A 25,526-nucleotide genomic window follows, 5' to 3' on the forward strand; every position below is an offset into this window, starting at 1 on the left:
ACCATTGAGCTTTTCTCGACGCTTGCTGAGACCTTCTCACTCGGCAATTCGACGCATCGGTCCTAAGGTTTCCAGCCAGACAACCTCACCCCGGATTTCCGCGTACGCCACCATGAGCCACCTTCAGACCGTTCGCCTCTTGATGCTTCCCGGTATCGGCAATTCCGGGCCGGAGCATTGGCAGACGCGCTGGGCGTCGCGCCAGGAGCATGGCCGGCGATTCCAGCCTGCCGACTGGGACAGGCCGGACCTGGCCGACTGGCTGCGGGCACTCGATGCAGCCATCGACGAGTGCGCCGCACCCGTCGTACTGGTCGCACACAGCCTTTCGTGCCTGCTCGTCGCGCACTGGGCATCGCGGCCGGGAATCGGAGAAGACATCCAGCATCGAATCGCCCAGGTCCGGGGCGCCTTCCTCGTTGCCGTCCCTGACCCCGGCGCACCGGCGTTTCCGGGCGAGGCGAGCGAGTTCAGCCCGCCACCGACCGAACCCCTGCCGTTTCCCGCACTGGTGGTCGCCAGCAGCGACGACCCCTATGGCTCGCTGGAGCACGCCCGGCGCATGGCCATGGGTTGGGCAGCGGGATGCGTTGAAGTCGGCGCCCTCGGGCATATCAATGCCGCCAGCGGCGTGGGCGACTGGGACACCGGCTGGCATCTGCTGCAGGCATTCGGAGCGGGGCTGCGCGTCCAGATGCCGGCATCGAATCGACCGGGAGGGTGAGCATGCGCGCGTATCGCTACCTGACCGGCATCGACGACGCGGCGTTCTGCCACCGCGTCACCGCGGCCCTGAACAGCGGCTGGGAGTTGTATGGCGCGCCGAGCCTGACCTACGACGCGGCGCGTGGCGCAGTGATCTGCGGCCAGGCCATCGTCAAGACCATCGAATCGACGACGTACAGCGAGTCACTGGACTTGTCTGTGCTCTGACGGAGATCCCCTAATGGATGCATCGACTGCGATCCTGGGCTTCACGCTGACGGCGCTGCTGCTCACATTGACCCCCGGCCTGGACACGGCGCTGGTACTTCGCACGGCCGCAGTGGAAGGGGGGCACAAGGCGATGAGTGCGGGCGGCGGCATCGTGACCGGCGTGCTGATCTGGGGGCTGATCGCGGCCCTCGGGCTCGGCGCGGTGCTCGCGGTCTCCCGACTCGCCTACACCCTGCTGCAGATCGCGGGCGCGGCCTATCTGCTCTGGCTCGGCTGGAAGCTGATCTCTGGCGCGCTCAAGAGCCGGCCGGCGCTACCCGCAGATGATCCGCCGCTCGTGCGTGGCGAGCGCTGGTTCCTGCGCGGTCTGCTGACGAATCTTCTCAATCCCAAGGTCGGGGTGTTCTACGTGAGCCTCCTGCCACAGTTCGTTCCCGCCGACGTGCCGGTGGTCGGGTTCAGCGTGCTGTTGGCCGGCATCCACGCCGCGATGGGACTACTCTGGTTCGCCGCACTGGTGCTGGCCACGCGGCCACTGGCACGCTGGCTGCGCCGGCCCACGGTGCTGCGCTCGCTCGATGCGCTCACCGGCCTGGCGCTGATGGGGTTTGGCCTGCGCCTGGCCCTGTCCAGGCCGACGAGTTGAGGCGCGAGCGGCATGGACAACGGAACTTTCCTGCTGCTGGCCGGTGCCGGCATGATCGGCGGCATCTGCAATGCGGTGGCCGGCGGCGGCACATTCTTCACCTTTCCCGCGCTACTGGCTGCCGGCGTACCACCCGTGGTGGCCAACGCCACCAGCGCGGTGTCGATCTGGCCGGGGCATGCGAGCAGCCTGCTCGGCTATCGCAGCGAACTCGGGCGCCACCGCGCCGCGTTGCGGCGCAGCCTGCCCGTGGTCGGTGCCGGTTCGCTGGTGGGCGCAGCACTGTTGGTGTTCACCGGAGATGCACAGTTCAGCCGTCTGGTACCGTGGCTGATCCTCGTCGCGACCGTACTGTTCGCCCTGGGGCCCTGGCTGCGCCAGGCCATCGAGCGGCATGCGCGCGGGCAGGTGCCGCACCTGGTGGCGGCGGGAGCGGAGTTCCTGACCGCACTCTATGGTGGCTACTTCGGCGCCGGCCTGGGCATCATGCTGATGGCGATCCTGACCTTGCTGGGTGTGCGCGATGTCCAGGAGGCCAACGCCGTCAAGAATGCGATGGCTACCGTCGTGACCAGTGCCGCGGTGATGCTTTTCGTCGCCACCGGGTCCATCGCCTGGGCGCAAGGCAGTGCGGTCCTGCTGGGCGCGATCGTGGGGGGCTATGCCGGCGCGCGGCTGGCGCGCTGGATTCCGCCGCTGGCCCTGCGTTGGACGATCGTGGCGACCGGCCTGGCGCTCTCTGCGTACTTCGGGCTGAAGGCGGGCGCATGATGGATCGCTTGCAGCGGGCGCGCGACGCCCACGCCTGTGCGAACACGGCGCTCCCCGGCATCGCCAATGGCGCGCGATGCTGCTTTCCGCGCTCTGCTGCGTTTGCGGACAACGCGGCGCCGACCCTGCCACCCGCCTGGATCTGCCAACCCGACTCGACCGACGGGGTGGCGTGTCGATTCAGTTGGCGAACTTTCTGTGAGGAGTCCATACGATGAATCCACTCGATGCACTGACCGCGCTATGGTCGCTGGGCGGGCTGCCGCCGCAGGCGCTGGCCGGGATCGCGCTGACGGGCAGCGACCCGGTGTTTCCCTCGTCCTTCGCCGTCGGCACCGCCGCGCAGGCCAGCATTGCCGCGGCCGCGCTCGCCGCCTGCGAACTGGGCCATGAGCGAGGTGCTTCGCGCCAGCGTGTCGCCGTGGACATGGCCCACGCCGCCGCCGAGTGCACCGGCTGGTTTACGCTCGACGGCCAGGAGCCCGAGCTGTGGGACCCGTTCGCCGGCCTGTACCGCTGCGCCGATGGCCACGTGCGTGTCCACACCAACTTCCCGCACCACCGCGATGGCGCGCTGCGCCTGCTGGGCCTGGACCCGGCCACCGCCACGCGCGCCGACGCCGAGCAGGCCCTGCTGGGCTGGAAGGCCCTGCACTTCGAGCAGGCCGCGGCCGACCACGCACTGGTGGCCACGGCGCTGCGCAGCTTCGCCGAGTGGGATGCCACGCCCCAGGGCCAAGCCGTGGCCGCGCAACCGCTGATGACGATCACCCGGATCGCCGATGCGCCACCGCGCGCACTGCCGCCCCTGGCGGCCGATGAACGGCCGCTCGCCGGCCTGCGCGTGCTCGACCTCACGCGCATCCTGGCCGGCCCCGTCGGAGGGCGGGCATTGGCATCGTTCGGCGCGGACGTGATGCTGGTCAATTCACCGAACCTGCCCAACATCGCCGCCATCGCCGAGACCAGCCGCGGCAAGCGCTCGGCGCACATCGACCTGCGCAGCGAGGCCGGGCGCGAGGCGCTGTGGCGGCTCGTGGAAGGCGCCCACGTGTTCTCGCAGGGGTACCGGCCCGGCGGCCTGGCCGCGCTCGGCTTCTCGCCCGAGGCCCTGGCCGCGCGCCGGCCCGGCATCGTCGCCGTGTCGCTGACCGCCTACGGTCCGCAAGGGCCCTGGGCCGGCCAGCGCGGTTTCGATTCGCTGGTGCAGACGGCGATGGGTTTCAACCACGCCGAGGGCGAGGCGGCGGGCGACGGCAAGCCGCGCGCGCTGCCGATGCAGATCCTCGACCAGGCCAGCGGCTTCCTGATGGCTTTCGGCGCCGCCGCCGCGCTGTGGCGACAGTCGCGCGAAGGGGGAAGCTGGCACGTGCAGGTGTCGCTGGCGCAGACCGGGCACTGGCTGCGCGGGCTGGGGCGCATCGAAGAGGGCCTGCGGGCTGGCAGGCCGGACCTCAGCCCCTGGCTCGCCGACGAAGTCTCCGGCTTCGGCCTGCTGCGCGCCGTGCGCCCCAGCGCGCAACTGGCGCGAACACCGGCCGGCTACGCGCGACCATCGGTGCCGCCGGGAACGGATCGCTCGAACTGGTGAGCGCTTGTCCGCAAGCCGAGACTTGATGCGGTCGGCCCCCTTGAATGAGCGATATCCCAGGTCACCCGGGCGATGCATCGCGTGGCGCACCGATGCCTGCCACGTCAGCCTTGCCCTCCCATCTGCTGTGGACCATTGCCCTGGCGGCGGGCGCATCCGTGGCCAACAGCTACTACAACCAGCCGCTTCTCGGCGAACTGAGCCGGGAGTTCGCGCTCTCTGCGGGGACCGTGACCTGGCTGCCCGTGCTCACCCAGGCGGGCAATGCCCTGGGCGTGCTGTTCCTGGCACCACTGGGTGACCGCCTGGAGCGCAAGTCACTCATCCTGCGAACGCTGGCGGCGCTGGTGCTCTCCTTGGTGCTGGCAGCCGCGTCCTCCGGCTTCGTTCAATTGGCACTGGCGAGCCTCGCCGTGGGCTTGTGCGCCACCGTGGCGCAGCAACTGGTTCCCTTGGCCATCCACCTGGCGCCCTCCCACCGCAAGGGGCAGGTGCTCGGCGTGGTGACGGGCGGCATCCTGATCGGCATCCTGCTGGCCCGTGTGGTGAGCGGCTGGATGACCGAGCTTTGGGGCTGGCGGTCCGTCTTCGGTTTTTCTGCGGCACTGATGCTGGTACTGGGCTTTCGGCTGGCATGGACACTGCCGGTGGTACCACCGTCCTCCGATCTCGGCTATGGACGATTGCTGCTGTCGATGTGGCATTTGGTGCGCAAGCACGCTTCCTTGCGCCAGGCTGTGGCCGTCCAGTTCCTGCTGTTTGCCAGCACGATCGGCTTCTGGGCAACGTTCGCGCTCTGGCTGGAGCGGCCGCCGCTGCAGCTCGGCGCGGTATCCGTCGGCCTGTTCGCGCTGGTTGGCGTGTACGGCGCGTTGGCTGCACCGGCGGCTGGCCGTTTTGCCGCCCGGCGCGGACACGGCGCAGTCGTTCGTGCCGGCGCAGTGTGCACCGCCATGGCATTTGCCGTGCTGTACCTGGGGGGCTCATCGATCCCCGCACTCGTCCTCGGCATCTTCTTGCTCGACGTGGCCGTGCAGTCGGCCCAGGTGGCGAACCAGACCATGGTCTATGCATTGGATGCGGGTGCACGCAGCCGGCTGAACACCGTGTTCATGGGCACGATGCTGCTTGGCGGGGCCTTCGGCGCTGCTGCAGGCGGGTGGGCCTTCACCGCGCATGGATGGGCCGGGGTCTGCGCCTTTGGCATGCTCAGCACCACCATTGCGTGGGGCCTGTCTCTTCGGCTAACCCAATGATGACAAGTGAATTGACAAACCGTCTGCTGGTCGAAGCAAACCCTAACATGACGCCGATGCCACCTCAGGTGGTCATATCGGGGTGCTCCGGCGGCGGCAAGTCGACCCTGCTCGGGGAACTGCGGCGGCGTGGTCATGCGACCGTCGCCGAACCCGGGCGGAGGATCATCGCCGAGCAGATTCGACAGGGCGGCAACGCCCTGCCATGGACCGACATGGCGGCCTTTCTGCGCGAGGCGCTGAGCGTCGCCGCCATGGATCTCGAAGGCGCGGCACGGGACGCTGGTCCGGTTTTCTTCGACCGAGGGCTGATCGACGCCGCTGCAGCGCTTCAACGACTCTGCGGCGTATCGTTGGCGCAAAGCCTGGGCGAATCCCGCCCTTATGGGCGGCTCGTGTTCCTCGCACCGCCCTGGCCGGACATCTATGGCACCGACGAGGCGCGGCGGCACGGCTTTCCCGAGGCGGAGGCGGAGTACGCCCACCTGGATGCAACCTACCGGGCACTCGGCTACGAAGTCAGGTTGCTTCCGCGCGCCAGTGTGGCCGAGCGGGCCGACTTCGTTCTCCAAGCGATTCATCGCTGCTGAAGGCGAGACCAACTTGTGGCGGCCGCCTTGGCTGTCGATCCGAACGCGGCCCCCCAGCATGCACACTCACGGGCACGGTTGTGGGATGAGCATACGATGACACGGACACGGGCAACAGTCGCGGACAAGGTGTTGAAGTCAAAGGTGTTGAAGTCAGAGGAGACGGCTGGACATGGCAACGGCCTTCCCTCAGCGCTGGCTACACGGCAACCGAAGCACCCAGCCCCGGATCTAGGAAGCCGGGCCGAAGGCGTTAGCCGAGCGAAGCGAGGGAGCGATGGAAGCCCGACAGGGGCGAAACCCGGCAGGGGGTTGATGGATAGCACGATAGCGCGACCAGCCATGTTTCTTGGCCGGAAACGCCCAGACATCAATGCTCCAGTCTTTCGTCACATCATCGGCTCACTTGCGCCATAGCCAGGCGGACTATATGATTCATATATGTTTCATATAGTCCAAAACACATGGGTATCGTGAACATCGACGACGATCTGCATGACCAATTGCGCAAGGCAAGCGCGGTGTCGTGCCGGTCGATCAATGCGCAGGCGGCCTTCTGGATCAGGATCGGCATGCTCTGCGAAATGAACCCGACACAGAGTTTCAACGATATCGTTGCTCGTGAACTGCGGGCCGCGGGCGTTGTGGCGCACCCCATCAAGATGGGGTCGGCATGACCAAGCGCCCAGAAGAAATCGCGCTGATGGCCGAGTCGGGCCGGCTGTTGGCTCAGGTGTTCGGCCATCTTGACCGATTGAACCTGATCGGCATGTCCACGATGCAGGTCAACGATCTGGTCGATGACCTCATCGTCCATGAACTCAACGCACGCCCGGCCAGCAAAGGGCAATACGGGTACGCCTACGCGCTCAACGCCTCCCGCAACCATGTGGTCTGCCACGGCGTTCCTTCCGCCGAGGACATTCTGCAGGACGGGGACATCGTCAATTTCGACATCACGCTGGAAAAGAGCGGCTACATCGCCGATTCCAGCAAGACCTATCTGGTCGGCGAGGTGTCACAGCCGGCGCGGCGACTCGTGCAAGTGGCTTATGAAGCGATGTGGAAAGGCATCCAGGCCGTCCGCCCGGGCGCTACGCTCGGCGACGTGGGCCACGCCATCGAGCGGCATGCCCGCAGGAATGGCTATTCGATCGTCAGGGAATACTGCGGCCACGGCATCGGCCGTGAAATGCACGAGGAGCCGCAAGTGCTGCACTGGGGTAAACCGCGAACGGGTCTGGCGCTACGGGAAGGGATGGTGTTCACCATCGAGCCGATGGTGAACCAAGGACGGCGTGCCGTTCGAACTGAGGACGACGGCTGGACGGTCGTCACGCGCGACGGGCAACTGTCGGCTCAGTTCGAGCATACCGTTGCCGTCACTGCGAGCGGTGTGCGTGTCTTGACGCTGCGCCCGGGCGAAAAGGCGTTGCACTGATTCAATGTAGTGGACAGGAGCACCTTGCGGTGATCCAAGGGCCGAGTGAGTCAACGATCCGCCTGGCCAGCCGCACATCGTGCGCATAGGTACGCAATCGCTTCTCGGCACGGAACGACAGGTCGCGTTCGATCAGCAGCCCCAGCCCGCCGAGCACCGTCGCCAGTTCGCCGAGACTGACGCAGCCGACTTCCGGCGCCCCAGGCCCAAGTCGCAAAAGCCAAATGCGTGGTCGTTATCATCGCCGATATCAATCTCGGTCAGCAATCAAGCCACATCGGCGCCCGATGTGAACAGCTTGGGCCACGGGGCCGGATCGGCCCATACCCATCCACTGCACACAGTCAGCTTCTGGCAAGCGCGCAGGTCCGATCAGCGAGTCGGGGCGGACAGGGATGGTGAAAACGGGGCGAGGCGGTCTCCGGTTTGTTTGTCGTGTCGAAGCCGGATTTCGGTTCGACTGTCACCGGATTGGCTTCCCTCCGGTGTTGTCCCATGGACTCTCGCGCTGTTCCTCATGCCGCTCGCGCTCGCTCAGCATGGTTTGCTTCGGGCATTGCCATCCTGGCATTGGCCACCCGCGCCGCCGCGGCGGAAGTATGGGTCGTTACCGACTCGCATCATCCGGTCCATGGCCAGGCTGACCGACACCTCATCCTGGACGCGGCCGCGGTGCTCGAAGCGGAGCTGGCCGACAACCTGCCCACCGATCCTGAGCGCGCCAGCGCCATCGTCCAGCAACGCCTGAAGCTGGGCGGTACAGACCTGCAGCGAAGGATCGGCACCGCCTACCAGGGCATTGCCGACGCCTGGAGCCTTGGCGTCCTCAAGGTTCCGGCCATCGTGGTGGATCGCCGATACGTGCTCTATGGCGAGACGGACGTGGCCCGTGCGGTAGCACGCATCGACCAATACCGGAGGACGCAGCCATGACGAGGCGTCCGTTCGCGCCATCCCGGCGCCAGCGGTTGGCCATCGCAGCGCTGTTGCTGGGGTGTTCCGCATCGTCCTTTGCACTGAACACCGCCACCATCGTGGCCTCCACCCTGTCGCCGGATTGCCTGGAGTACCGCGTCACCGGCATCTGCTACTGGCTCTATTGCACCTGGACGGGATGCACCGTGCGCACCTCGGTCAAGGTGCGCCACTACATCCCGGATGCCGTGGTGTCGAGCTACTCGAACACCGGCGAGAACCCTTGGGTCGAGGTGCGGGCGATGAGCCTGCCGAACCCGGCCGCGAAGGCCGGCGGCGACGGCACCACCAACGAGGATCACGAGAACAACCTGGCGAAGTTCAAGAACGCCGACGTCATCGGCCATCCCGGTGGCCATGTGTTCAGCCAGTTCGCCAGCGCGTCCGGCTACACCTGCGAGGGCGCAGGCACCGCCTTCATGCCCTATCTGCTGAGCACGCTCGACACGCTGGCATGGCGCTACAACATCCCCGAGGCGCTGTATCCGGAAGCACTGATTCCCGGCCGGCGCGAGATCGGCACGCGCACGGCCATGAATCTCTGGGGCAACGTCTATCCGCGTGGCGGCTTCCTGCACCAGGTGGATGACCACAAGGCCGCAGCCGTGGTCGCCCAGCGCGCGGGTGACATCGTGACGCGCCGCAACCAGATCCACGTGTACCAGCCGCTGCTCGCCAGTTCGCGCGATGGCTACTGGCCGGCCGGCGCCCTGATGGAAACCGATGCCGCCACGGGCAAGTGGCAGGAGCTGACCCCCACGCTGTCCAGCAGTTGCGCGGTATTCCCCCACGGCAATGCCAAGGTGCAGGCCCGGCAAGGCGACTACGCCTGGGCATTGTGGCGTCCCTATAGCTGCTGCCAGCGCCGCGGCCAGGTGTTCCTCGGCAGCGTCGATTTCCTGTGAGGCCCGATGCCATGACGACTTCATTTCCGAACGCCCGTCGATTTCTGCAAGTCGCATTGGCCGTTGTCGCAGCGCTGTGCTGCTCCAGCGCCGGGGCACAGACCAGCGTCAATGAGTACGGCGTCCAGCATCAGGGCAGCGTGATCGGCGATGACGTGCTCTACAGCATTGGAGGCGGCCGCGCGGTGTCCATGAGCGGTGCGGCCAACATGCACTCCATCGGTGTTGGCGTCGGCTGGAACAGCAACCTGATCTGTGGCGACATGAGCATCACCACCACGCTGCAGAACCAGTTGAACGGCATCACCAACGGCTTCCAGGCCATCATGTCCTCGGTGATCCAGAACGCCACCGCTGCCGTGGCGTCGCTGCCCGCCTTGATCATCCAGCGCGCCGATCCAGGGCTGTACAACCTGCTGACGAATGGGGTGCTGCAAGCCAGGCTGGATTTCGATCGCAGCAAGCTGACCTGCCGCGCCATCGCCAACCGCATGGCCGACATGGCAGGTGGGCAACTCGGCTGGGACCAGCTTGCCGAAGGCATGGCGCTGAAGCAGGCCGTCGCGAGCACCGATGCGGTCTCGGCGATCGACGACGCCGAGGCGAACCGTGGCAACAATGGCGTGCCGTGGGTCGGCGGAGACAACGCCGGTGGTGCGGGCCAACCTCCGGTGCGTGTGGTCGGCGACGTGACCCGCGCCGGCTACAACCTGCTCAATGGCCGTGGCGTCGGCGATGCCAGTTCCATTCCGCAAGCCAGTTGCGGCGGCAACCTGGCGTGCCAGACCTGGAGTTCGCCCGATGCCGCCGCGGCTTGGGCCGTTCGCGTGCTGGGCGAGCAGGAACAGCGCACCTGCGATGCATGCACCAAGACCGTCACCACGCCGGGCGTTGGCCTGACCCCGCTGATCCAGGAGGAATACGAGGACAAGCTGCAGGCCCTGCAGGAGCTGGTCGCCGGCAGCCGTCCGACCACGGCGCGGAACCTGCAGGCTGCGGGCAGCGCGTCGCTGCCCATCACCCGTGGCGTGATCGAGGCGCTGCGCGACGAGACGGACCAAGACATCCTGGCTCGGCGCCTGGCCTCGGAGGTCGCGCTGGCCAGCGTGCTGGAGAAGGCGCTGCTGCTGCAACGCACGCTGCTGACCGGGCGCAAGGAGCCCAACGTGGCCGCCAACGAACTGGCCCAGAAGGCCGTCACCCACGAAAGCGACATCCTCGATCGCGAGATTCACAACCTGAAGGCAGAACTGGAACTGCGCCGCGAACTGTCCAGCAACTCGCCGATGGCGATCATCCAGCGCCACAGCTCCCGTGCCGCCGGTGCGCGTGGCATCTACGAGGGTGACCCGGTACGCAATCGGGTCGATGAACTGCAGCGGCCGCCGTCCGGTGGAAGCCATCCATGAATACCGTGGGGCGGTGCCTGCGCTGGCTGTCCAGCCGGCGTGCCATCCTGGTGCTGGTGTGGGCGGTGTCGCTGCTGATCGCCGCGACCGCCGTCAATGTGGTCGGCATCCGCATCGCGGGCGGCATCGAGGGCTGGCAGCGCTGGATGGCGGCGCAATCCGGGGCCTTCCTGGCCTGGCGGTTGTTGCTCTACGCCGCCACCGCCTGGGGTTGGCTCCGGATGCGACGTCGCCTGCGCGCGCGGGAACCGGAGCGCGCTGCCGGGCAGCGGCTGCTGCGTGCGGAGGTTGCGGCCATCGTCGCCGTGATCGTGCTGGAGGCCAGCCTGCTGATGGAGGCGCGGTAGCGCGAGGTTCATCATGACGCTGTACACCACCGACTATCTGGAGTACTACCTGACGCTAGTGTCCTGGGTGGTCCACAACGGCATCTGGTCGGTGCTGGTCGCCAGCGGCATGTTCGCCGTCCCGTTCCTGGCGATCATCATCCAGGAATGGCTGAAGGCCCGCGCGGAAGGCGCGGACGAAGGCAACAAGGGGGTGCTGTCCTCGGCTCGCATCGAGAACCGCGTCTTCGTTGCCATCGTGGTGATCATGTTCGCGGGCATCCCCTTCATCGATGTCGATTTCAACACCATCAAGTACGACCGTTCGCGTTCGACCCAATGCCAAGTGAATGTCCCGGAGCCGACCGATACGGGCTGGTCGCAATCGTTCAGCACGATCAACAACCAGTCGGCCAAGGTGCCGGTGTGGTGGTTCGCCATGCACGCGACCTCACGCGCGATTACCGGCGCCTCGGTCGCGGCCATTCCCTGCGGCACCGACCTGCGGCAGATCCGCATGGACATCGACGCGACCCGCATCGACGATCCGGTGCTGGCCCAGGAGGTCAGCGACTTCACCCGCGACTGCTATGGCCCCGCCCGCGCCAAGCTGTTCATGACCCGGCCCAGCCTCAGCGAGGAGCAGATGCACGACGTCACCTGGATCGGCTCCAGCTACTTCGTCGGCACTACCGGCTTCTACGACAGCTACCGCTCCAGAACACCGCGCGATGCCTGGCCGTTCGACGCCACGCGCGACGCCGGCCTGACCCAGGTGCCCGGCGGGGGTGGCTACCCGACCTGCCGGCAGTGGTGGTCCGACGGCGGCCACGGCCTGCGGGCACGATTGCTGGCCCAGGTCGATCCCAGCCTGCTGACGCGACTGGCCGGCTGGGCGGGCTTCCTGAGCCAGGCCGAGGTCAACGACTCGGTGATCCGCGCCGTTGCCAGCCCTCGCCAGCAGAAGCTCAACCAGGGGGCGGTCTACACGGACTACGGTGGCCAGATCGACATGACGCTGCCCAACATCGTCACCCGCGCTGCTAGCGACGTGGGGCTGACCGTCGGATCACTGGGCTATTTCCCGGCGATGGACGTGGTGCGGCAGGCGCTGCCGATGGTGCTGTCCCTGCTCAAGATGGCGCTGGTCATCTGCATCCCGCTGGTGCTGCTGATCGGCACCTATGACCTCAAGACCGTGGTCACGGTGAGCGTGGTGCAGTTCGCGCTGTTCTTCACCGAATTCTGGTTTCAGCTCGCCCGCTGGATCGACTCGACGATCCTCGATGCGCTCTACGGCTGGGGGTGGGGCTGGAACCGGCCGCACACGAACTTCGATCCGCTGGTGGGCCTCAACAACACCTTCGGAGACATGCTGCTGAACTTCGTGATGGCCACGATGTTTTTGATCTTGCCGGCGTTCTGGATGACGGCATTGGTCTGGGCAGGGGTCAGGGCCGGCAATGTTCTGCAAGGACTGGGTACGGGCACTCGCGATGCGGGACAGGCGGGAAGCAAAGGCTCGGGCATGCTGATCAGTGCAGCCAAGAAAAGGTAGGGGCCATCGCAAGTCAGTCGTCTTCAAACCGCGGGTCAGGATCATCGTTGTACGACGCAGGGTGGTAGAACAGGCTTTCGCGATGATCCAGTTCTTCGGCCTTGCGTCCGAGGAAATCATCGTCACCTTGCGGCGCTTGCTCCGCCATCCTGACTGCCACAACGAGAGCGACCAGCAACAGCGTCGCCCAGACCGCGACGTACAGCAACACCCCAAGGATCGCCAGCTTGATCACCCAGATCAGCACCGCGGCACCGCCTGCGGGCAGTCCCTGCGCCATCAGCCATCGATGCACCCGACGCTCCGCGCGCAGCCAACCGCGCCATACGCCGCCCAGCCAACGGCCGAGTCGCGCTGCGGTGGTCATGCGTGCGGTGTGCTTCATGGTCGGCTACCTCATGGTCGTTCCACGGTCGTTGGGCAAGGTGGCGCCGGTCTCCTTCATGCCTGCCGCGCCGCGAACGTTTCGGCGGTCATGATCAGGCCGGGAAAGTCCTCTCGCATGGCGAGAATGTCTGCATCACCCGTGATCAACGCATCTGCCTTGCCGACATGCGCGAGCACCAGGAACACCTGATCCTTCTCGTCGCGGCAGATCGGCAGGTCTGGCCATGGCATCGGCAGTTCCACCACATCGGCGTAGGGCAGAAAGTCCGCCAGCAACTCCTGCTGTTCCAAGGTCGACAGCTTGAACTTGGGATAGGCCAGGACGCGCAGCAGTTCACTGGCCGTCTCCCGGCAGACCAGCGGCTGCAACTGCTGTTGCTGCCAGGCGTGGCGTATCCAGGCCAGGCGTCCTGCATTGAAGATCAGCGCCGACAGCACGATGTTGGTGTCGAGCACGACCCTGCGCATCAGCGCCGCGCCCAGGCCACGGCATCCTCGACGTCCTGCTCGGTGATCCCGAGTTGCTCCAGCTTCTCGCGCACGGCCTGGGCCTTCTGGACCCGCACGGGGGTCAGGACGATCCGACCGCCCTCGACGGTCACGTCGAAGTACTCCGCCGCATCCACGCCGGACACGGCCGCCTTGGGCAGCGTGATCTGATTTTTCGAAGTGAGCTTGGCAAGCATGGGAGGCCTCCGTAAGTTTCAAAGGAAATCTTACTTCCTTACTTCATTCTCGACAAGCATGCCTTCGGGTGCAGGGGTTTCAGGGCCTGCCGTGCTTTCAGCGCCGGTTAGAAACTGCCTGATCCGGTGAAAACACAGTGCCTGTTCCGTCCGATCCTGGAGCGCACGGGCTCCGCATTGATTGCGGCACACGAAGCCGACTGCCCCTATACCAAAGGGCTTGTCGAAGGCCAAAGGGCTGGGGAAGGAGCAAGGGAATGGCCTCAAGGGGAAAGGCCCTACCCGAAAAGGCCAAAAGGCTCCGCCGGCCAGCCCATCACCAGGATGCCGCCATGCTTTCGCTGTTCCAGCGCAAACGGGTGCCGCTGACCAAAGCCGCCGCGCCACCTCCCGTCGAGCCCGCCAAAGGGCTGACGCCACCGCAGTCGGCCACATCGCTGCTGGCGGAGCCGCACCGGCAGCGGCTGCTGGAACACATCTGGCAGCGCACCTCGCTGTCGCGTCGGCAGTTTCGCTCGCTGTACCTGGCGCCGCTGGAGCGCTACGCCGAGCTGGTCCAGCAGTTCCCGGCCTCGGAGGCGCATCACCATGCCTGGCCGGGCGGCATGCTGGACCACGGCCTGGAGATCGTGGCCTACGCGCTCAAGCTGAGGCAGTCCCACTTGCTCCCGGCCGGAGCCCCGCCCGAGGTCCAGGCCTCGCAAGCCGAGGCCTGGACCGCCGGGACCGCCTACGCCGCGCTGCTGCACGACATTGGCAAGATCGCAGTCGACCTGCACGTCGAGCAGGCCGATGGCGTGGTCTGGCACCCCTGGCATGGGCCGCTGCGGCAGCCGTACCGCTTTCGTTACCGGACGGATCGCGAGTACCGGCTGCATGGCGCCGCCACGGGGCTGCTCTACACCCGTGTGCTCGATGCCGGCATCCTCGACTGGCTGAGCGACTACCAAGACCTGTGGTCGGCGCTGCTGTACGTCCTGGCAGGCCAGTACGAGCATGCCGGCACGCTGGGCGAACTGGTCGTCAAGGCCGACCAGGCATCGGTGGCGCTGGCGCTCGGAGGTGATCCGGCCAGGGCGATGGCGGCGCCGAAGCATGCGCTGCAGCGCAAGCTGCTGGATGGCCTGCGCTACCTGCTGCGCGAGGAGTTCAAGCTGAACCAGCCCGGCGGCCCGTCGGATGGATGGCTGACCCAGGACGCACTCTGGCTCGTCAGCAAGACGGTCAGCGACAAGCTGCGCGCGCATCTCCTGTCGCAGGGCATCGAAGGCATCCCATCGAACAACACCGCCGTCTTCTCGGTGCTCCAGGACCATGGCATCGTGCAGCCCGCTCCGGATGGGAAGGCGATCTGGCGGGCGACCGTCACGAGCGGCACCGGCTGGTCGCACAGCTTTACCTTCCTGCGTCTGTCGCCGGCCTTGATCTGGGAGTCGGGCGAGCGTCCCGCACCATTCGCCGGCACGGTCACGACGGAAGAGCCCCTCCCTGGCGAAGATGACGCGTCGACCCCCTCCGGTATCCCGGCCACCTCACCGTCCCCTGGGGTAGCGGATTCCCCAGCCGGGATCGCGGACCCGGTCTCCGATCTGCTGTCGATGCTCGATGCGTCCGACGCAGCCACCACCAGTGCATCGTCCGCCAGCGCGGAACCGCCATCGCCATCCACCACCGCAACTACGTCTTTGCCCCATTTGACGCCGACCACTCCTGCCTCCATGCCGGCTCCCGCGAAGGCCACGCCGTCCGGGGAAGACTTCATCGCCTGGCTCAAGCAAGGCATCGAGTCGCGCAAGCTCATCATCAACGATGCGAAGGCACTGGTGCATACCGTCGATGGCACGGCGTACCTGGTCAGCCCCGGTGTTTTCCAGCGCTACGCGCAGGAACATCCGGAGATCCAGGTGCTGGCCCGGCAGGACAATCTGCACGACTGGCAATGGGTGCAGAAGCGCTTCGAGAAGCTGGGACTGCACCGCAAACAGGACAGCGGCCTGAACATCTGGACTTGCGAAGTCACCGGGCCGCGCAAGTCGCGGCGGTTGCACGGCTATCTGTTGATGGCGCCTTCGGCATTGTTCGCGGAAGTCCCGCCGGACAATCCCTACCTGTCCCTGGCGAGCGGCTAAGAGTCTCCTCGCTGCACACGGGAAGCGCACCTGCCGACCCTATGTCTTGCATCGTCGATCCCCCTCATGCTCGATGGGCGACCCAACCCTTGAAGGTGAACGCGCAATAGAAAAGGTCGATGTCCGCGAATCCAGCCTCGCGGAGCAGATCGACATCCTGCGCGGGCGAAAGCACGGGCAGCCGTTCCTTGATCGCCGCGATGCTGCCTTCGGCTTGACGCACTGGTACGCCGGAAGCAGCCGCGAACGCCGCATTGCGCGAGAGCCATCTGTCCCTGACGGGATCGTCGCCGGGAAAGCTGTGATGCGCGACGACAAGGGACGCACCGGGCTTGAGTCGCAGGTGTATTTGCTGCAGCGTCTTCAGCCGCTCGGCTGGCGGCAGGAAATGCAGTGTCAGCAGGCAGGTCGCGCCATCGAAGGGCCCCTTGGGGGCGCTGTCGATATTGCCCTCGTGCAAACGCACGTGGGGCGCCATCGGGCCCAGGATCGTGCGGGCGAGTTCGAGCATCTCTGCGGAGGGATCGACGCCGTCGAACTGCCAGCCGGGCTGCATTTCAGCAAGGGCCTTCAGTTCCAGCCCGCCACCGGCGCCGAGCACCAGGATGCGCGCGTCGGCCGGCGCGCGTTCGGCCAGCAGCACGCCCGCCATCCGGTGCAGGTCGCGCAGGCCCGGCACGATCCTAGCGGTTCTTTCCGCATAACCCGATACCGCCGTCGGGTCGGAGAACGACGTCATCAAGCGCGGCCTTCCGCTTGCGCTGGCTCGATCGTCTCGGGCCAAAGCAGTGATCGGTGAATCTGGGCGCCGGTCATGGCACCGTTGCCCACGGCCAGCGACACCGAATGCGGTGCCCGCGCGACATCGCCGCAGGCAAAGATCCCAGGCACCGAGGTCTTGCTCTCGGCATCCGTGCGGATCTGGATGCCCATGGGCGTTTCTTCCAGTGCACAGCCGATTGTCCCGGCCAAAGGGTCGGAGGGAGCGGTTCGCGTTGCAACAAACAGGCCCGCAAAGCTCAGTCGCCTTCCGTCCACCAATGTCACGTCGGCATGCCCCTCGATTTTGTCGATGCGCGCCTCTTCGATGACCACGCCTCGGCGTTCCAAAGTGGACCTGATTTCCTCGTTGAGTTCCAATGCACCGTTGACGAACAAGGTGACATCCCCCCAATCCGTGAGCAGTTCAGCCTGATGGATGGACATCGGGCTGGCACCGACGACGCCGATGCGGCCTTGTCCAAGTTCATAGCCATGGCAGTACGGGCAGTGAAAAACCGTCTTCCCCCAGCGTTGCGCGAGCCCGTCGATGGCTGGAAGCTGGTCGGTCACCCCCGTCGCCAACAGAATGCGTCGCCCCAGGTGCGACTCGCCATCAGCCGTCGTGACGGTGAATTCATCCGCCTGCCCGGCGACAGCTTCCACCCGACCTTCAAGCCAGGTCAGCGTTGGATAGGCTTGAAGCTGGCGGCGTGCGTTTGCAGCGATTTCACCTAGCGGCACACCATCCTGACCGAGAAATCCGTGTGAATGGCTGGCGAAGCGGTTGCGCCGCTGGCCCGCATCGATCACCAGCACGGACCTGCGTGCGCGCACCAGTTGCAGGGTCGCGGCCATGCCTGAGTAGCTTCCGCCGACGACGATCACATCGTGATTCATGACTGATTCCTTGAATGTCGTAAAGCCGCATGCCGGCGTGCGAAGTCAGAGGCCAGATCGGCAAGGGTGATTTCCGAGAACCGCTTCAGCAGCAGCGCCTCGGCTTCGGCAAACGTGCCTTCGAGTGCCGCATTGACCGTCTGCTCGACCAGACACTCCGGTGTCTCGTTGCGGTTGCCGATGGCAAACGTCGCCGGCTCGCCCAGGGCTTCGTGCAACTGACGCAGGGTGACGCTGCCAAGGTCGGCGTGGATACGCCATCCTCCTGAGTGACCTCGTTCGGAGGTGACGATCCCCGCTTGCCGCAGGTATCCCATCGTGCGCCGAACGACGACCGGGTTGGTTCCCAGGCATAGCGCCAAGGTTTCTGAGGTAACGGGTCCATCCTGCTCGGCCATGTGCAGCAGCGCATGCAGGACAGACGAGAGGCGGCTGTCTCTTTTCATGAAACAAATGATGTTACGAAAAAGGTCGCGTGTCAAATGCGAGGTGGCAATGAACGCCTGGCAAGTCACAACCTTGACGTACAAGAACGTTGTTGACGCCTCACCGCCATGACGGCATGGCTATTCGGCGTCGTTCTCTTCCTCGGACAGTTGCGCCTCGGTCGCGGCCATCAGTGCCGCGGCCGAGCACCCCAGCCCCTTCGCGATCCGCAGGATCAACACCAGCGTGGGCATGTGCTCGCCGCGCTCGATCTTGCCCATGTGCGACCGGGCGATGCCCGCCTGTTCCGCGAGCACCTCCTGGGCCAGCCCCTGCGCGGTCCGTGCCTCGCGCACGGCAACGCCGAAAGCGCGCGCTGGCTCGCTTTCATAGGTTCTTGTCCCTGCGGGTCTGCCGCGTTGCACCGATCGCTTCTGCATCAACAGAAGCGTCACGCGCCAAGCGAATTTAAACCACGTTAAACTTATCTCATCAACCGGTCGCGCCCGGTTTTTTCCAGTGTCGGCGTTGTACAGGTGACACGATGATCGCTTCCGAGCCCTTGAACATTGCCCTGTCGGACTGCCTGGCCTATCCCCGGTTGTCGGTGCCGATGGCGGAACATCGCCGGCGCCATCCGGACCACCCCATTCGCCTTCATAAAGAACGCCTGGAGGACCTGCATCGAGGACTGCTCGCGGGGGCTTTCGAGGCGGGCCTCTGCCAGTCGCCCGCAGCCCCTGAAGGCATCGATGTCCGCCCCGTCTGGCGCGATGCGCTGGCACTGGCCGTGTCTGCCCATCACCCCTTGCTGGCCTTCGCGTCAGTGTCCCTGGAGCAGGCCGCCGACCACCCTTGGATCGCCCTGGATGCCCGCGACTGTGTGGGCTACTGCGGGCAGATCGACACGCTGCTGACGGCGGCCGGCGTCTTCCCCTCGGACGTCACGACGGCCACATCGTTCGGGTTGATGATGACCCTGGTGGCCGCCGGCTACGGCGTCTGCCTGGCACCCGCCGCCCGCATCGAGGGCCATCGTTCCCTTGGCGTTGTCCAGCGTCCCTTGCAAGAGGGCGCGCTGACGCTCACCACCTACTTCCTGAGCCGTCGAAATACGGACAGCACCCACCTGGAGCGGTTCTTCCAATCGCTCCAGGCAAGCGCCTGACCGAACTTCGGCGCGACCCTGGCTTGATCAGTCTCCGGGCGTCGCTTCGGCGACATCGGCAGCGACGGCTTCGCGCACCAGCCGCTGCACGCTTTGCCGGACCTGCTCAGGAAACTCGGTCGTCACGACTGGCTCGCTCGCCTGCATGCACTGTGCGGCCACCAGCCGCGCGGCAAGGTGCAGGTTCGTTGGGTTGACGGCTTCGATGGCCGGCCGTGTCCCGAGGGCCTCATATGAGCGCAGGAGAGCGTGGTAGATGTCCCAGGTGTCGATGCCCCGTGGCAGTTGCTTCAGGACGGACTGGACCAGCCTGCGCTTGAGCGGATCGAGTTGCCAGTCTGGCACTCGCTGCCCGCGATGCCCCATGTGGATCGACAGCAGGTTGCCGGCCTGGATCTCGTAGGTGATCCAGCGGCGCGACTTGCCCGCGAGCCTGGCGTAGTCCGCCACCGAGAGGTTGTGCGGCGCCTCGAAGATCTCCAGCACCTGCAGGCGTTCACGCTGCGCGTCCGACAGGCGCGGCCGTGCGTACTCGGGCATGCGCACGGCCGACAGCCGCTGCACCGATGCCGGCGCTTCGGGTTTGTCGGGCGCCGGCGCGGTCACGATCAGCTGCGGCGCGGTGAGGTCGAGCACCGGCGGCTGCACCGTCGCCTGGCCGGCAATGGTCGGCAGGCCCTGAAGCGTGATGGTCAGATGCCGGCTGGCAACCTCGACCTCATTCTGCTCAAACAGGTCCAGGCGATCGGCCCAGTCCTGCATCATGACGCGGCGCTGCTCGACGTATTCGGCATGGTTGTAGGTCGCGCTGATCCTGTCTGGATCGGCATGCGAAAGCTGGGCGTCCACCCATTTCTTCGGGTAGCCGAGTTCGTTCAACGCCGTCGAGATCGTTGCCCGGATGCCGTGCCCCGTGAGTTGGTCCTCGTAGCCCATGCGCTTGAGCGCGGCGTTGAGCGTGTTCTCGCTGATCGGGTTCTTCAGGCACCAGTCGCCGGGAATGAGATGAACCTGGGCCGGCTTGAAGTTGTCGAGCAGGTGGCGAACGATCTCCTGCGCCTGCACCGACAGCGGCACGATGTAGGGCGGGATGTCGATGATGCGCTTGCGCTTCTTCCTGGTGAGCAGCTTTCGCTGCTTGAGCCTGGCCACGGGGATGATCCACAGGCCCCGGTCGAGGTCGAACTGATCGGGCGTGGCGAAGCGCAGTTCGCCAGTGCGCACACCGGTGAGCATCAACAGCCGCAAGCCCAACTGCGTGTTCAGGCGCCCGCGGTACTTGCGCAGCGTCTGCAGCATGGCCGGCAGCTCGTGCATGCGCAGGAACGGGTTGTGTTCGACCGGCGGCAAAGGCAACGCGACCACTTCCAGGTCCCTGGACGGGTTCTCGCCCATGTTGGGGATCGCCACCGTGGCGTAGGTGAACAACTGGGTGAACCAGGTCCGCAGCTTCTCGGCCACCGACAGCGAGCCGCGCTTTTCCACCTTGCCGATGATGTCCAGCAGGTGCGCGCGGGTGATCTCGTAGATGGTCAGGTGCCGCAGCGACGGGAACACGTCTTTCTTGAAGACGCGCCCGATCTGCTCCAGGCTGGTCTGCCGTCCTTCCTCCAGCGAGAGACGGCGATGGGCCAGCCATTGCTCGTAGACGGCCATGAAGGTGTGCTCGCCGGCCAGGACGATCGCGTGCCGCTTGCGCTTGCGTTCGCTGTGGGGATTGACGCCCTTGGCGAGCAGCGAGCGGGCTTCATCGCGCAGCGCGCGGGCGTCCTTCAGGGAAAGCGCCGGGTAGGTGCCGAAGGACATCCGGTCGCGCTTGCCGCCCCAAGAGAAGCGGAAGTGCCATGCCTTTGCACCGGTGGCTGAAACAAAGAGGGAAAGGCCGTCTGTGTCGGCCAGGGTGTACGGTTTGCCGGTCGCCTTGGCTTGGCGAACCGTGAGGTCCGAAAGCATGATCCCAACTCCTTGAAAGCGAGTTGAGTGCCATGTTTCCCATCGAGCCCCGGCTCCCCCAGCAACAATGCGGAATCGGGAAGCTCCGCATTGAGATGTACCACTTAATGTACCGGTTTTGACCGGCTGTCAGTAGATTTCGCTGGACGTCACTGGAACGGATTTTCTGGAAAAACCGAACCGTGACAATGACTTGCAACACTCCATGGAGGTCCTTGGAACACCGTGGAAAGTTGAAGTGGAGCGGGCGAAGGGAGTCGAACCCTCGTCATCAGCTTGGGAAGCTGAGGTAATAGCCGTTATACGACGCCCGCATGCCTGGCCGGCAGACAGAAAGGCCAGCATGAAAGAGGCGGCCATTCTATGATTCCCGGCCTTCCAGTGCAATGCCGGCATGAGCACTTCAGCCGGCCAGCCGCTCCACTGCCTCGCGGATGCGCGCCGGTTCATCGGCCTTCAGGATGCGTTGCACCTTGGGGGCGAGATCGCCGAGGTCGGCGCGCAGTACCTGCTGCTTGATCTCCAGGATGTTGCCCGGGTGCATCGAGAAGTTGCGCAGGCCCATGCCGAGCAGCAACAGGGTGTAGACGGGGTCGCCGGCCATCTCGCCGCAGACCGACACCGGCACGCCGTAGCGCGCGCCGGTCGAGATGGTGGCGCCGATCAGCTTCAGTACCGCGGGGTGCAACGGATCGTAGAGATGCACCACGGCTTCGTCCGAGCGGTCGATGGCGAGGGTGTACTGGATCAGGTCGTTGGTGCCGACCGACAGGAAGGACAGCCGGCGGATGAACATGCCCAGCGACAGCGCGGCGGCCGGGACTTCGATCATGCCGCCGACCTGCACGCCTTCGTCGAACTTGATCTTCTCGGCGCGCAGTTCGGCCTTGGCCTTGTCGACGAGCGCCAGGCACTGGTCGATTTCCTGCGCGTGCGACAGCATCGGGATCATGATCTGCAGCTTGCCGTGGGCCGAGGCGCGCAGCAGGGCGCGCAACTGGGTCAGGAACATCTGGGGTTCGGCCAGCGAGTAGCGCACCGCGCGCAGGCCGAGCGCGGGGTTCGGTTCGAAGCGGGCGTGGGCGCCGTTGAGCGCCTTGTCCGCGCCGACGTCGAAGGTGCGGATCGTCACCGGCTTGTTCGGCAGCGCCTTGACCACGCTGCGGTAGGCTTCGTACTGCTCGTCCTCGTCGGGCAGCACGTCGCGGCCGATGAAGAGGAATTCCGTTCGGTACAGGCCGATGCCGTCGGCGTTGGCGGTCTTGACCGCGGGCAGGTCCTTCGGCCCTTCGATGTTGGCGAGCAGGTTGATGGTTTCGCCGTCGAGCGTGGTGGCGCGGGTGTCGCGCAGGCGGTTGAGCTTGGAGCGCTCGATCTCGAGTTCGCTGCGGCGCAGGCGGTATTCCTCGACGATGGTCTCGTCGGGGTCGATGATGATGACGCCGCGGGTGCCGTCGACGATGACCAGTTCGTCGTCTTCCAGCAGGTCGCGCACGTGGTGCAGGCCGACCACGGCCGGGATCTTGAGGCTGCGGGCGACGATCGCGGTGTGGCTGGTGGGGCCGCCGACGTCGGTGACGAAGCCGGAGATGTTGTGGTCGCGGAAGCCGATGGTGTCGGCGGGCGACAGGTCGTGGGCGACGATGACGGTGCCGAGCCCGTCGCGGCGCTTGGGCGGCAGGTGGCCGGGATGGCCGAGCAGCACCTTGACCAGGCGCTCGACCACTTGCACGACGTCGGCCTGGCGCTCGCGCAGATAGGGGTCCTCGATCTGGCGAAACTGCTCGACGAGCTGTTCCATCTGCTGCACCAGGGCCCATTCGGCGTTGCAGCGGCGGGTTTCGATCAGGTGGCGGGCGGCGTCGATCAGCATCGGATCGGCCAGCATCATCAGCTGCAGGTCGACGAAGGCGCCGACTTCGCTGTGCGTCTGGGCCGTCGTCGCAGCGGCCTTCAGGCCGATCAGTTCGCCCTGGACGGTGGCGACCGCGTCCTCCAGGCGTTCGAGTTCGTCGGACAGGTGGCGGGGGGCAACGTGGTAGTGGTTGACCTCGAGCAGCGCGTGAGAGATCAGGTGGACGTGGCCGATCGCGATGCCTTGCGAGACGGGCAGGCCGTGCAGGGCGAAGGTCATGCCTATTCTCCCTCGCCGAAGCGGTCCGCGATCAGGTCCTGCAGTTCCTGCAGCGCTTTGTCGGCATCCTCGCCCTCGGTGTCGATGGTGATGGTGCTGCCCTTGGCGGCGGCCAGCATCATGACGCCCATGATGCTCTTGGCGTTGACCCGGCGGCCGTTGCGCTCGAGCCAGACTTCGCACGGATAGCTGCTCGCCAACTGCGTCAGCCTGGCCGACGCGCGCGCGTGCAGCCCGAGCTTGTTGATGATTTCGGCTTCGGCTCTCGGCATGCTGTTCTCCCCTGGTGTTGCCTCTGCGCTCTAGGGCGCCTGATTCGCTTCGATGTGCATCACGCCGTCGCAGCCGCCCGACACCGCACGCTTGAGCAGCGTGTCCATGCCTTGCTCGCGGTAGGTGAGTACGCGCAGCAGCATCGGCAGGTTGACGCCGGCGACGGCTTCGATCCGGCCGGGAGCGGTGAGCTTGGTGGCGACGTTGGACGGGGTTGCGCCGTAGATGTCCGTCAGGATCAGCACGCCGTGGCCGCTGTCGGTCCAGTCCAGCATCTGGCGCGCCTGCGGGAGGATGTCGAGCGGGTCGTCCTGCGCCGACAGGCCCAGTTGCGCCACCTGCGGCGGGCGCTTGTTCAGCACGTGGCAGGCGCACTGGATCAGCGATTCGCCGAGCGAGCCGTGCGTCACCAGAAAGATTCCGATCATTTCGATTCCGTCTCCATTGGCGGCGATTTTAGCCGATGGGGGCAAGGCATGGCGTGACGTACAGTCAGCCTGGCACACTATGCATAAAATATGACAAATGGAGATTGGTGGGCGCCAAACCTGCGATATGGCTGGGAAATCCGGTTTTGAGCATTGCGTCGAGACTGTTAAACTTGTTTTGTACAAATATTTGTAAGGTAATGATCGCCATGTTCCGGGCGGCCCTCAGAGAGTACGGATGACAGAAAAAAAAGACCCCATGATCCCCGACGGGGACGTCAACCCCATCGATACCGACTACCAGATCGGCCAGGACAACATCATCGTCAACGTAGGCCCCTTGGGCCTCGACATCCACAACCGCGTATTCGCCATCTCGGGTGGCCTGGTGGTGCTGTTCGTGGCACTGACGCTGGCTTTCCACGACCAGGTCGAGCCGCTGTTCAGTGGCATGCGGACCTGGCTGACCTCGAACCTCGACGGCTTCTTCCTCGTCGCCGGCAACATCTTCGTGCTGGTGTGTTTCATCGTTGCGTTCTCGCCGCTGGGCCGGGTGCGGCTGGGCGGCACCGAAGCCACGCCGGATTACACTTACCTCGGCTGGTTCTCGATGTTGTTCGCTGCCGGCATGGGCATCGGCCTGATGTTCTTCGGCGTGTCCGAACCGCTGTCGCACTTCGGCGCGGCTTTCGGCGGCACGGCGATGGAGAACGGCGTGCGCACCGATTGGGCGCCGCTCGGCGCCGCGGCCGGCGATGCCGAAGCGGCCATGCGCCTGGGCATGGCAGCGACGATCTTCCACTGGGCCCTGCACCCGTGGGCGATCTACGCCGTGCTGGCGCTCGGCCTGGCGCTGTTCTCGTTCAACAAGGGGCTGCCACTGACGATCCGCTCGGTGTTCTACCCGCTGCTGGGCGAGCGGGTGTGGGGCTGGCCTGGCCACCTGGTCGACATCCTCGCGGTGCTGGCGACGCTGTTCGGCCTGGCGACCTCGCTCGGCTTCGGCGCGGCGCAGGCGAGTTCGGGCCTGAACTTCCTGTTCGGCGTGCCGCTGGGCACCACCACCCAGATCGTGCTGATCATCGGCATCACCGCGATCGCGCTCGGCTCGGTCGTGTCCGGGCTGGATGCCGGCGTCAAGCTGCTGTCCGAGATCAACATGATCCTGGCGCTGCTGCTGCTGCTGTTCGTGATCGCCGTCGGGCCGACGCTGGACATCCTCGGCGGCTTCTTCACCAATCTCGGCGCCTATCTGCAGCACCTGCCGGCGCTGTCCAACCCGGTCGGCCGCGACGACGCCAACTTCCTGCAGGGCTGGACCGCCTTCTACTGGGCCTGGTGGATCTCGTGGTCGCCCTTCGTCGGCATGTTCATCGCGCGCGTGTCGCGCGGCCGCACAGTGCGCGAGTTCATCGTCTCGGTGCTGATCGTGCCCTCGCTCGCCTGCACGCTGTGGATGACGGTGTTCGGCGAAACCGCCATCAGCCAGGTGGTGCGCGACGGCTATGAGGCTGCGCGCAGTGCCGAGCTGCCGCTGCAACTGTTCCTGATGCTCGATGCGCTGCCGCTGGCGCAGATCACCTCCTTCCTCGCCATCGTGCTGGTGGTGGTGTTCTTCGTCACCTCGTCCGATTCGGGTTCGCTCGTCATCGACGTGATCTCGGCCGGCGGCAAGATGGACGCGCCGATGCCGCAGCGCGTGTTCTGGGCGATCTTCGAAGGCCTGGTGGCGGTTGCGCTGGTGCTCGGCGGCGGGCTGGTGTCGCTGCAGGCGATGGCGGTGTCGACCGGGCTGCCGTTCGCCGTCGTGCTGCTGGTGGCGAGCCTGGCGATCATCAAGGGCCTGGCATCGGAGCCGCGCCTGGCCAGATGACGGCGC

Annotated in this window: 28 protein-coding genes, 1 tRNA gene and 1 pseudogene; 17 read left to right on the plus strand and 13 right to left on the minus strand. The window is 65.9% G+C overall.

Features of this window, described 5'->3' with window-relative positions:
* The first annotated feature begins 112 nt into the window (after positions 1-112).
* The 9 genes from ACNQFN_RS01595 (at position 113) to map (ending at position 7,231) form a co-directional block, all read left to right on the plus strand.
* On the plus strand, positions 113-724 hold the full coding sequence (locus ACNQFN_RS01595) for an RBBP9/YdeN family alpha/beta hydrolase (protein ID WP_124086425.1): 612 nt from the start codon (positions 113-115) through the stop codon (positions 722-724).
* Between the two features lie 2 nt (positions 725-726).
* On the plus strand, positions 727-933 hold the full coding sequence (locus ACNQFN_RS01600) for a DUF1737 domain-containing protein (RefSeq protein WP_024889570.1): 207 nt from the start codon (positions 727-729) through the stop codon (positions 931-933).
* Between the two features lie 13 nt (positions 934-946).
* Positions 947-1,582 (plus strand): LysE family translocator, encoded by a 636-nt coding sequence (locus tag ACNQFN_RS01605; RefSeq protein WP_121411128.1) that lies wholly within the window; start codon positions 947-949, stop codon positions 1,580-1,582.
* Positions 1,583-1,594: 12 nt separating this feature from the next.
* On the plus strand, positions 1,595-2,353 hold the full coding sequence (locus ACNQFN_RS01610) for a sulfite exporter TauE/SafE family protein (RefSeq protein ID WP_121411129.1): 759 nt from the start codon (positions 1,595-1,597) through the stop codon (positions 2,351-2,353).
* Positions 2,354-2,567: 214 nt separating this feature from the next.
* The gene (locus ACNQFN_RS01615) at positions 2,568-3,944 is read left to right on the plus strand and encodes a CoA transferase (RefSeq protein ID WP_124086427.1); all 1,377 of its coding nucleotides are present in this window, start codon (positions 2,568-2,570) and stop codon (positions 3,942-3,944) included.
* Positions 3,945-3,988: 44 nt separating this feature from the next.
* Positions 3,989-5,200 carry an MFS transporter gene (locus tag ACNQFN_RS01620; RefSeq protein ID WP_418647773.1) on the plus strand — a complete coding sequence of 404 codons (1,212 nt, stop codon included), beginning with the start codon at positions 3,989-3,991 and terminating at the stop codon, positions 5,198-5,200.
* Positions 5,201-5,247: 47 nt separating this feature from the next.
* The gene (locus ACNQFN_RS01625; protein WP_124086431.1) at positions 5,248-5,790 is read left to right on the plus strand and encodes an AAA family ATPase; all 543 of its coding nucleotides are present in this window, start codon (positions 5,248-5,250) and stop codon (positions 5,788-5,790) included.
* A gap of 464 nt (positions 5,791-6,254) precedes the next feature.
* Complete coding sequence (locus ACNQFN_RS01630; RefSeq protein WP_121411132.1) at positions 6,255-6,467, plus strand: ParD-like family protein; 213 nt, start codon at positions 6,255-6,257, stop codon at positions 6,465-6,467.
* A complete protein-coding gene (gene map / locus ACNQFN_RS01635; protein WP_034036967.1) occupies positions 6,464-7,231 on the plus strand; it encodes a type I methionyl aminopeptidase in 768 nt (255 codons plus the stop codon). The genes ACNQFN_RS01630 and map overlap by 4 nt, the downstream gene beginning before the upstream one ends.
* A 1-nt stretch (position 7,232) precedes the next feature.
* Here the strand turns inward: map and ACNQFN_RS01640 are convergent.
* Positions 7,233-7,549, minus strand: a pseudogene (locus tag ACNQFN_RS01640) (DUF2958 domain-containing protein); the annotation flags it as partial.
* Positions 7,550-7,726: 177 nt separating this feature from the next.
* Between ACNQFN_RS01640 and ACNQFN_RS01645 the strand changes: the two are divergent.
* The 5 genes from ACNQFN_RS01645 to ACNQFN_RS01665 are packed head-to-tail and all read left to right on the plus strand — an operon-like array spanning position 7,727 to position 12,404.
* Positions 7,727-8,164 (plus strand): TIGR03757 family integrating conjugative element protein, encoded by a 438-nt coding sequence (locus ACNQFN_RS01645; RefSeq protein WP_121411134.1) that lies wholly within the window; start codon positions 7,727-7,729, stop codon positions 8,162-8,164.
* Positions 8,161-9,111, plus strand: a complete 951-nt coding sequence (locus tag ACNQFN_RS01650; protein ID WP_253102714.1) for a TIGR03756 family integrating conjugative element protein — start codon at positions 8,161-8,163, stop codon at positions 9,109-9,111. The genes ACNQFN_RS01645 and ACNQFN_RS01650 overlap by 4 nt, the downstream gene beginning before the upstream one ends.
* 11 nt (positions 9,112-9,122) lie before the next feature.
* Positions 9,123-10,520: an integrating conjugative element protein gene (locus ACNQFN_RS01655; RefSeq protein ID WP_124086439.1), complete on the plus strand. Its 1,398-nt coding sequence runs from the start codon at positions 9,123-9,125 to the stop codon at positions 10,518-10,520.
* Complete coding sequence (locus ACNQFN_RS01660) at positions 10,517-10,867, plus strand: hypothetical protein (protein WP_124086441.1); 351 nt, start codon at positions 10,517-10,519, stop codon at positions 10,865-10,867. The genes ACNQFN_RS01655 and ACNQFN_RS01660 overlap by 4 nt, the downstream gene beginning before the upstream one ends.
* 13 nt (positions 10,868-10,880) lie before the next feature.
* Entirely contained in the window at positions 10,881-12,404 is a 1,524-nt protein-coding gene (locus ACNQFN_RS01665; RefSeq protein WP_124086443.1) for a conjugal transfer protein TraG N-terminal domain-containing protein, read from the plus strand.
* Between the two features lie 13 nt (positions 12,405-12,417).
* Here the strand turns inward: ACNQFN_RS01665 and ACNQFN_RS01670 are convergent, their stop codons facing one another.
* From ACNQFN_RS01670 to ACNQFN_RS01680, 3 genes are read right to left on the minus strand one after another with little or no spacing between them, the layout of a single operon-like run.
* Positions 12,418-12,789: a DUF3742 family protein gene (locus ACNQFN_RS01670; protein ID WP_124086445.1), complete on the minus strand. Its 372-nt coding sequence runs from the start codon at positions 12,787-12,789 to the stop codon at positions 12,418-12,420.
* 56 nt (positions 12,790-12,845) lie between these two features.
* On the minus strand, positions 12,846-13,247 hold the full coding sequence (locus ACNQFN_RS01675) for a putative toxin-antitoxin system toxin component, PIN family (protein WP_236081315.1): 402 nt from the start codon (positions 13,245-13,247) through the stop codon (positions 12,846-12,848).
* A gap of 11 nt (positions 13,248-13,258) precedes the next feature.
* Positions 13,259-13,477 carry an AbrB/MazE/SpoVT family DNA-binding domain-containing protein gene (locus ACNQFN_RS01680; protein ID WP_006489017.1) on the minus strand — a complete coding sequence of 73 codons (219 nt, stop codon included), beginning with the start codon at positions 13,475-13,477 and terminating at the stop codon, positions 13,259-13,261.
* A gap of 332 nt (positions 13,478-13,809) precedes the next feature.
* On the opposite strand from ACNQFN_RS01680, the gene mobH reads away from it, so the two are divergent.
* Positions 13,810-15,606: a MobH family relaxase gene (gene mobH, locus ACNQFN_RS01685; protein WP_253102713.1), complete on the plus strand. Its 1,797-nt coding sequence runs from the start codon at positions 13,810-13,812 to the stop codon at positions 15,604-15,606.
* A 64-nt stretch (positions 15,607-15,670) separates the two neighbouring features.
* On the opposite strand, the gene ACNQFN_RS01690 is transcribed toward mobH, so the two are convergent.
* Genes ACNQFN_RS01690 through ACNQFN_RS01705 form a run of 4 tightly spaced genes read right to left on the minus strand, consistent with a single transcriptional unit; the run spans position 15,671 to position 18,131 of the window.
* Positions 15,671-16,345, minus strand: coding sequence for a class I SAM-dependent methyltransferase (locus tag ACNQFN_RS01690; protein ID WP_418647774.1), 675 nt, complete (start codon positions 16,343-16,345; stop codon positions 15,671-15,673).
* The gene (locus ACNQFN_RS01695) at positions 16,345-17,265 is read right to left on the minus strand and encodes an NAD(P)/FAD-dependent oxidoreductase (protein WP_418647775.1); all 921 of its coding nucleotides are present in this window, start codon (positions 17,263-17,265) and stop codon (positions 16,345-16,347) included. Before ACNQFN_RS01695 ends, ACNQFN_RS01690 begins: the two co-directional genes overlap by 1 nt.
* Positions 17,262-17,795 (minus strand): Rrf2 family transcriptional regulator, encoded by a 534-nt coding sequence (locus ACNQFN_RS01700; RefSeq protein ID WP_006489041.1) that lies wholly within the window; start codon positions 17,793-17,795, stop codon positions 17,262-17,264. The genes ACNQFN_RS01695 and ACNQFN_RS01700 overlap by 4 nt, the downstream gene beginning before the upstream one ends.
* 36 nt (positions 17,796-17,831) lie before the next feature.
* The gene (locus tag ACNQFN_RS01705; RefSeq protein ID WP_009618091.1) at positions 17,832-18,131 is read right to left on the minus strand and encodes a helix-turn-helix domain-containing protein; all 300 of its coding nucleotides are present in this window, start codon (positions 18,129-18,131) and stop codon (positions 17,832-17,834) included.
* 104 nt (positions 18,132-18,235) lie between these two features.
* On the opposite strand from ACNQFN_RS01705, the gene ACNQFN_RS01710 reads away from it, so the two are divergent.
* Positions 18,236-18,859: a LysR family substrate-binding domain-containing protein gene (locus ACNQFN_RS01710; protein ID WP_006489045.1), complete on the plus strand. Its 624-nt coding sequence runs from the start codon at positions 18,236-18,238 to the stop codon at positions 18,857-18,859.
* 27 nt (positions 18,860-18,886) lie between these two features.
* Here ACNQFN_RS01710 and ACNQFN_RS01715 read toward each other — a convergent pair whose 3' ends face one another.
* The 5 genes from ACNQFN_RS01715 to ACNQFN_RS01735 form a co-directional block, all read right to left on the minus strand.
* The gene (locus tag ACNQFN_RS01715; RefSeq protein ID WP_253102709.1) at positions 18,887-20,812 is read right to left on the minus strand and encodes an integrase arm-type DNA-binding domain-containing protein; all 1,926 of its coding nucleotides are present in this window, start codon (positions 20,810-20,812) and stop codon (positions 18,887-18,889) included.
* Between the two features lie 239 nt (positions 20,813-21,051).
* A tRNA-Gly gene (locus tag ACNQFN_RS01720) sits at positions 21,052-21,126 on the minus strand.
* Positions 21,127-21,215: 89 nt separating this feature from the next.
* Positions 21,216-22,946 (minus strand): phosphoenolpyruvate--protein phosphotransferase, encoded by a 1,731-nt coding sequence (gene ptsP / locus ACNQFN_RS01725; protein WP_068636847.1) that lies wholly within the window; start codon positions 22,944-22,946, stop codon positions 21,216-21,218.
* Between the two features lie 2 nt (positions 22,947-22,948).
* Positions 22,949-23,218 carry an HPr family phosphocarrier protein gene (locus ACNQFN_RS01730; protein WP_418647776.1) on the minus strand — a complete coding sequence of 90 codons (270 nt, stop codon included), beginning with the start codon at positions 23,216-23,218 and terminating at the stop codon, positions 22,949-22,951.
* A gap of 30 nt (positions 23,219-23,248) precedes the next feature.
* The gene (locus tag ACNQFN_RS01735; protein ID WP_157659169.1) at positions 23,249-23,647 is read right to left on the minus strand and encodes a PTS sugar transporter subunit IIA; all 399 of its coding nucleotides are present in this window, start codon (positions 23,645-23,647) and stop codon (positions 23,249-23,251) included.
* Between the two features lie 238 nt (positions 23,648-23,885).
* Between ACNQFN_RS01735 and ACNQFN_RS01740 the strand changes: the two genes are divergently transcribed.
* Complete coding sequence (locus ACNQFN_RS01740; protein ID WP_418647777.1) at positions 23,886-25,520, plus strand: BCCT family transporter; 1,635 nt, start codon at positions 23,886-23,888, stop codon at positions 25,518-25,520.
* Positions 25,521-25,526 lie beyond the last annotated feature (6 nt).

It is taken from the genome of Thauera butanivorans, assembly GCF_048398245.1.
Taxonomy (GTDB): domain Bacteria; phylum Pseudomonadota; class Gammaproteobacteria; order Burkholderiales; family Rhodocyclaceae; genus Thauera; species Thauera butanivorans.

Coding starts and splice junctions, on each gene's coding strand:
- ACNQFN_RS01620 (WP_418647773.1), top strand. CDS start 3,989: ATGAGCGATATCCCAGGTCACCCGGGCGATGCATCGCGTGGCGCACCG.
- ACNQFN_RS01595 (WP_124086425.1), top strand. CDS start 113: ATGAGCCACCTTCAGACCGTTCGCCTCTTGATGCTTCCCGGTATCGGC.
- ACNQFN_RS01605 (WP_121411128.1), top strand. CDS start 947: ATGGATGCATCGACTGCGATCCTGGGCTTCACGCTGACGGCGCTGCTG.
- ACNQFN_RS01695 (WP_418647775.1), bottom strand. CDS start 17,265: ATGAATCACGATGTGATCGTCGTCGGCGGAAGCTACTCAGGCATGGCC.
- ACNQFN_RS01615 (WP_124086427.1), top strand. CDS start 2,568: ATGAATCCACTCGATGCACTGACCGCGCTATGGTCGCTGGGCGGGCTG.
- ACNQFN_RS01730 (WP_418647776.1), bottom strand. CDS start 23,218: ATGCCGAGAGCCGAAGCCGAAATCATCAACAAGCTCGGGCTGCACGCG.
- ACNQFN_RS01705 (WP_009618091.1), bottom strand. CDS start 18,131: ATGCAGAAGCGATCGGTGCAACGCGGCAGACCCGCAGGGACAAGAACC.
- ACNQFN_RS01600 (WP_024889570.1), top strand. CDS start 727: ATGCGCGCGTATCGCTACCTGACCGGCATCGACGACGCGGCGTTCTGC.
- ACNQFN_RS01625 (WP_124086431.1), top strand. CDS start 5,248: ATGACGCCGATGCCACCTCAGGTGGTCATATCGGGGTGCTCCGGCGGC.
- ACNQFN_RS01655 (WP_124086439.1), top strand. CDS start 9,123: ATGACGACTTCATTTCCGAACGCCCGTCGATTTCTGCAAGTCGCATTG.
- ACNQFN_RS01740 (WP_418647777.1), top strand. CDS start 23,886: ATGACAGAAAAAAAAGACCCCATGATCCCCGACGGGGACGTCAACCCC.
- ACNQFN_RS01630 (WP_121411132.1), top strand. CDS start 6,255: ATGGGTATCGTGAACATCGACGACGATCTGCATGACCAATTGCGCAAG.
- ACNQFN_RS01735 (WP_157659169.1), bottom strand. CDS start 23,647: ATGATCGGAATCTTTCTGGTGACGCACGGCTCGCTCGGCGAATCGCTG.
- ACNQFN_RS01715 (WP_253102709.1), bottom strand. CDS start 20,812: ATGCTTTCGGACCTCACGGTTCGCCAAGCCAAGGCGACCGGCAAACCG.
- ACNQFN_RS01645 (WP_121411134.1), top strand. CDS start 7,727: ATGGACTCTCGCGCTGTTCCTCATGCCGCTCGCGCTCGCTCAGCATGG.
- ptsP (WP_068636847.1), bottom strand. CDS start 22,946: ATGACCTTCGCCCTGCACGGCCTGCCCGTCTCGCAAGGCATCGCGATC.
- ACNQFN_RS01680 (WP_006489017.1), bottom strand. CDS start 13,477: ATGCTTGCCAAGCTCACTTCGAAAAATCAGATCACGCTGCCCAAGGCG.
- mobH (WP_253102713.1), top strand. CDS start 13,810: ATGCTTTCGCTGTTCCAGCGCAAACGGGTGCCGCTGACCAAAGCCGCC.
- ACNQFN_RS01610 (WP_121411129.1), top strand. CDS start 1,595: ATGGACAACGGAACTTTCCTGCTGCTGGCCGGTGCCGGCATGATCGGC.
- ACNQFN_RS01690 (WP_418647774.1), bottom strand. CDS start 16,345: ATGACGTCGTTCTCCGACCCGACGGCGGTATCGGGTTATGCGGAAAGA.
- ACNQFN_RS01710 (WP_006489045.1), top strand. CDS start 18,236: ATGATCGCTTCCGAGCCCTTGAACATTGCCCTGTCGGACTGCCTGGCC.
- ACNQFN_RS01660 (WP_124086441.1), top strand. CDS start 10,517: ATGAATACCGTGGGGCGGTGCCTGCGCTGGCTGTCCAGCCGGCGTGCC.
- ACNQFN_RS01665 (WP_124086443.1), top strand. CDS start 10,881: ATGACGCTGTACACCACCGACTATCTGGAGTACTACCTGACGCTAGTG.
- ACNQFN_RS01650 (WP_253102714.1), top strand. CDS start 8,161: ATGACGAGGCGTCCGTTCGCGCCATCCCGGCGCCAGCGGTTGGCCATC.
- map (WP_034036967.1), top strand. CDS start 6,464: ATGACCAAGCGCCCAGAAGAAATCGCGCTGATGGCCGAGTCGGGCCGG.
- ACNQFN_RS01670 (WP_124086445.1), bottom strand. CDS start 12,789: ATGAAGCACACCGCACGCATGACCACCGCAGCGCGACTCGGCCGTTGG.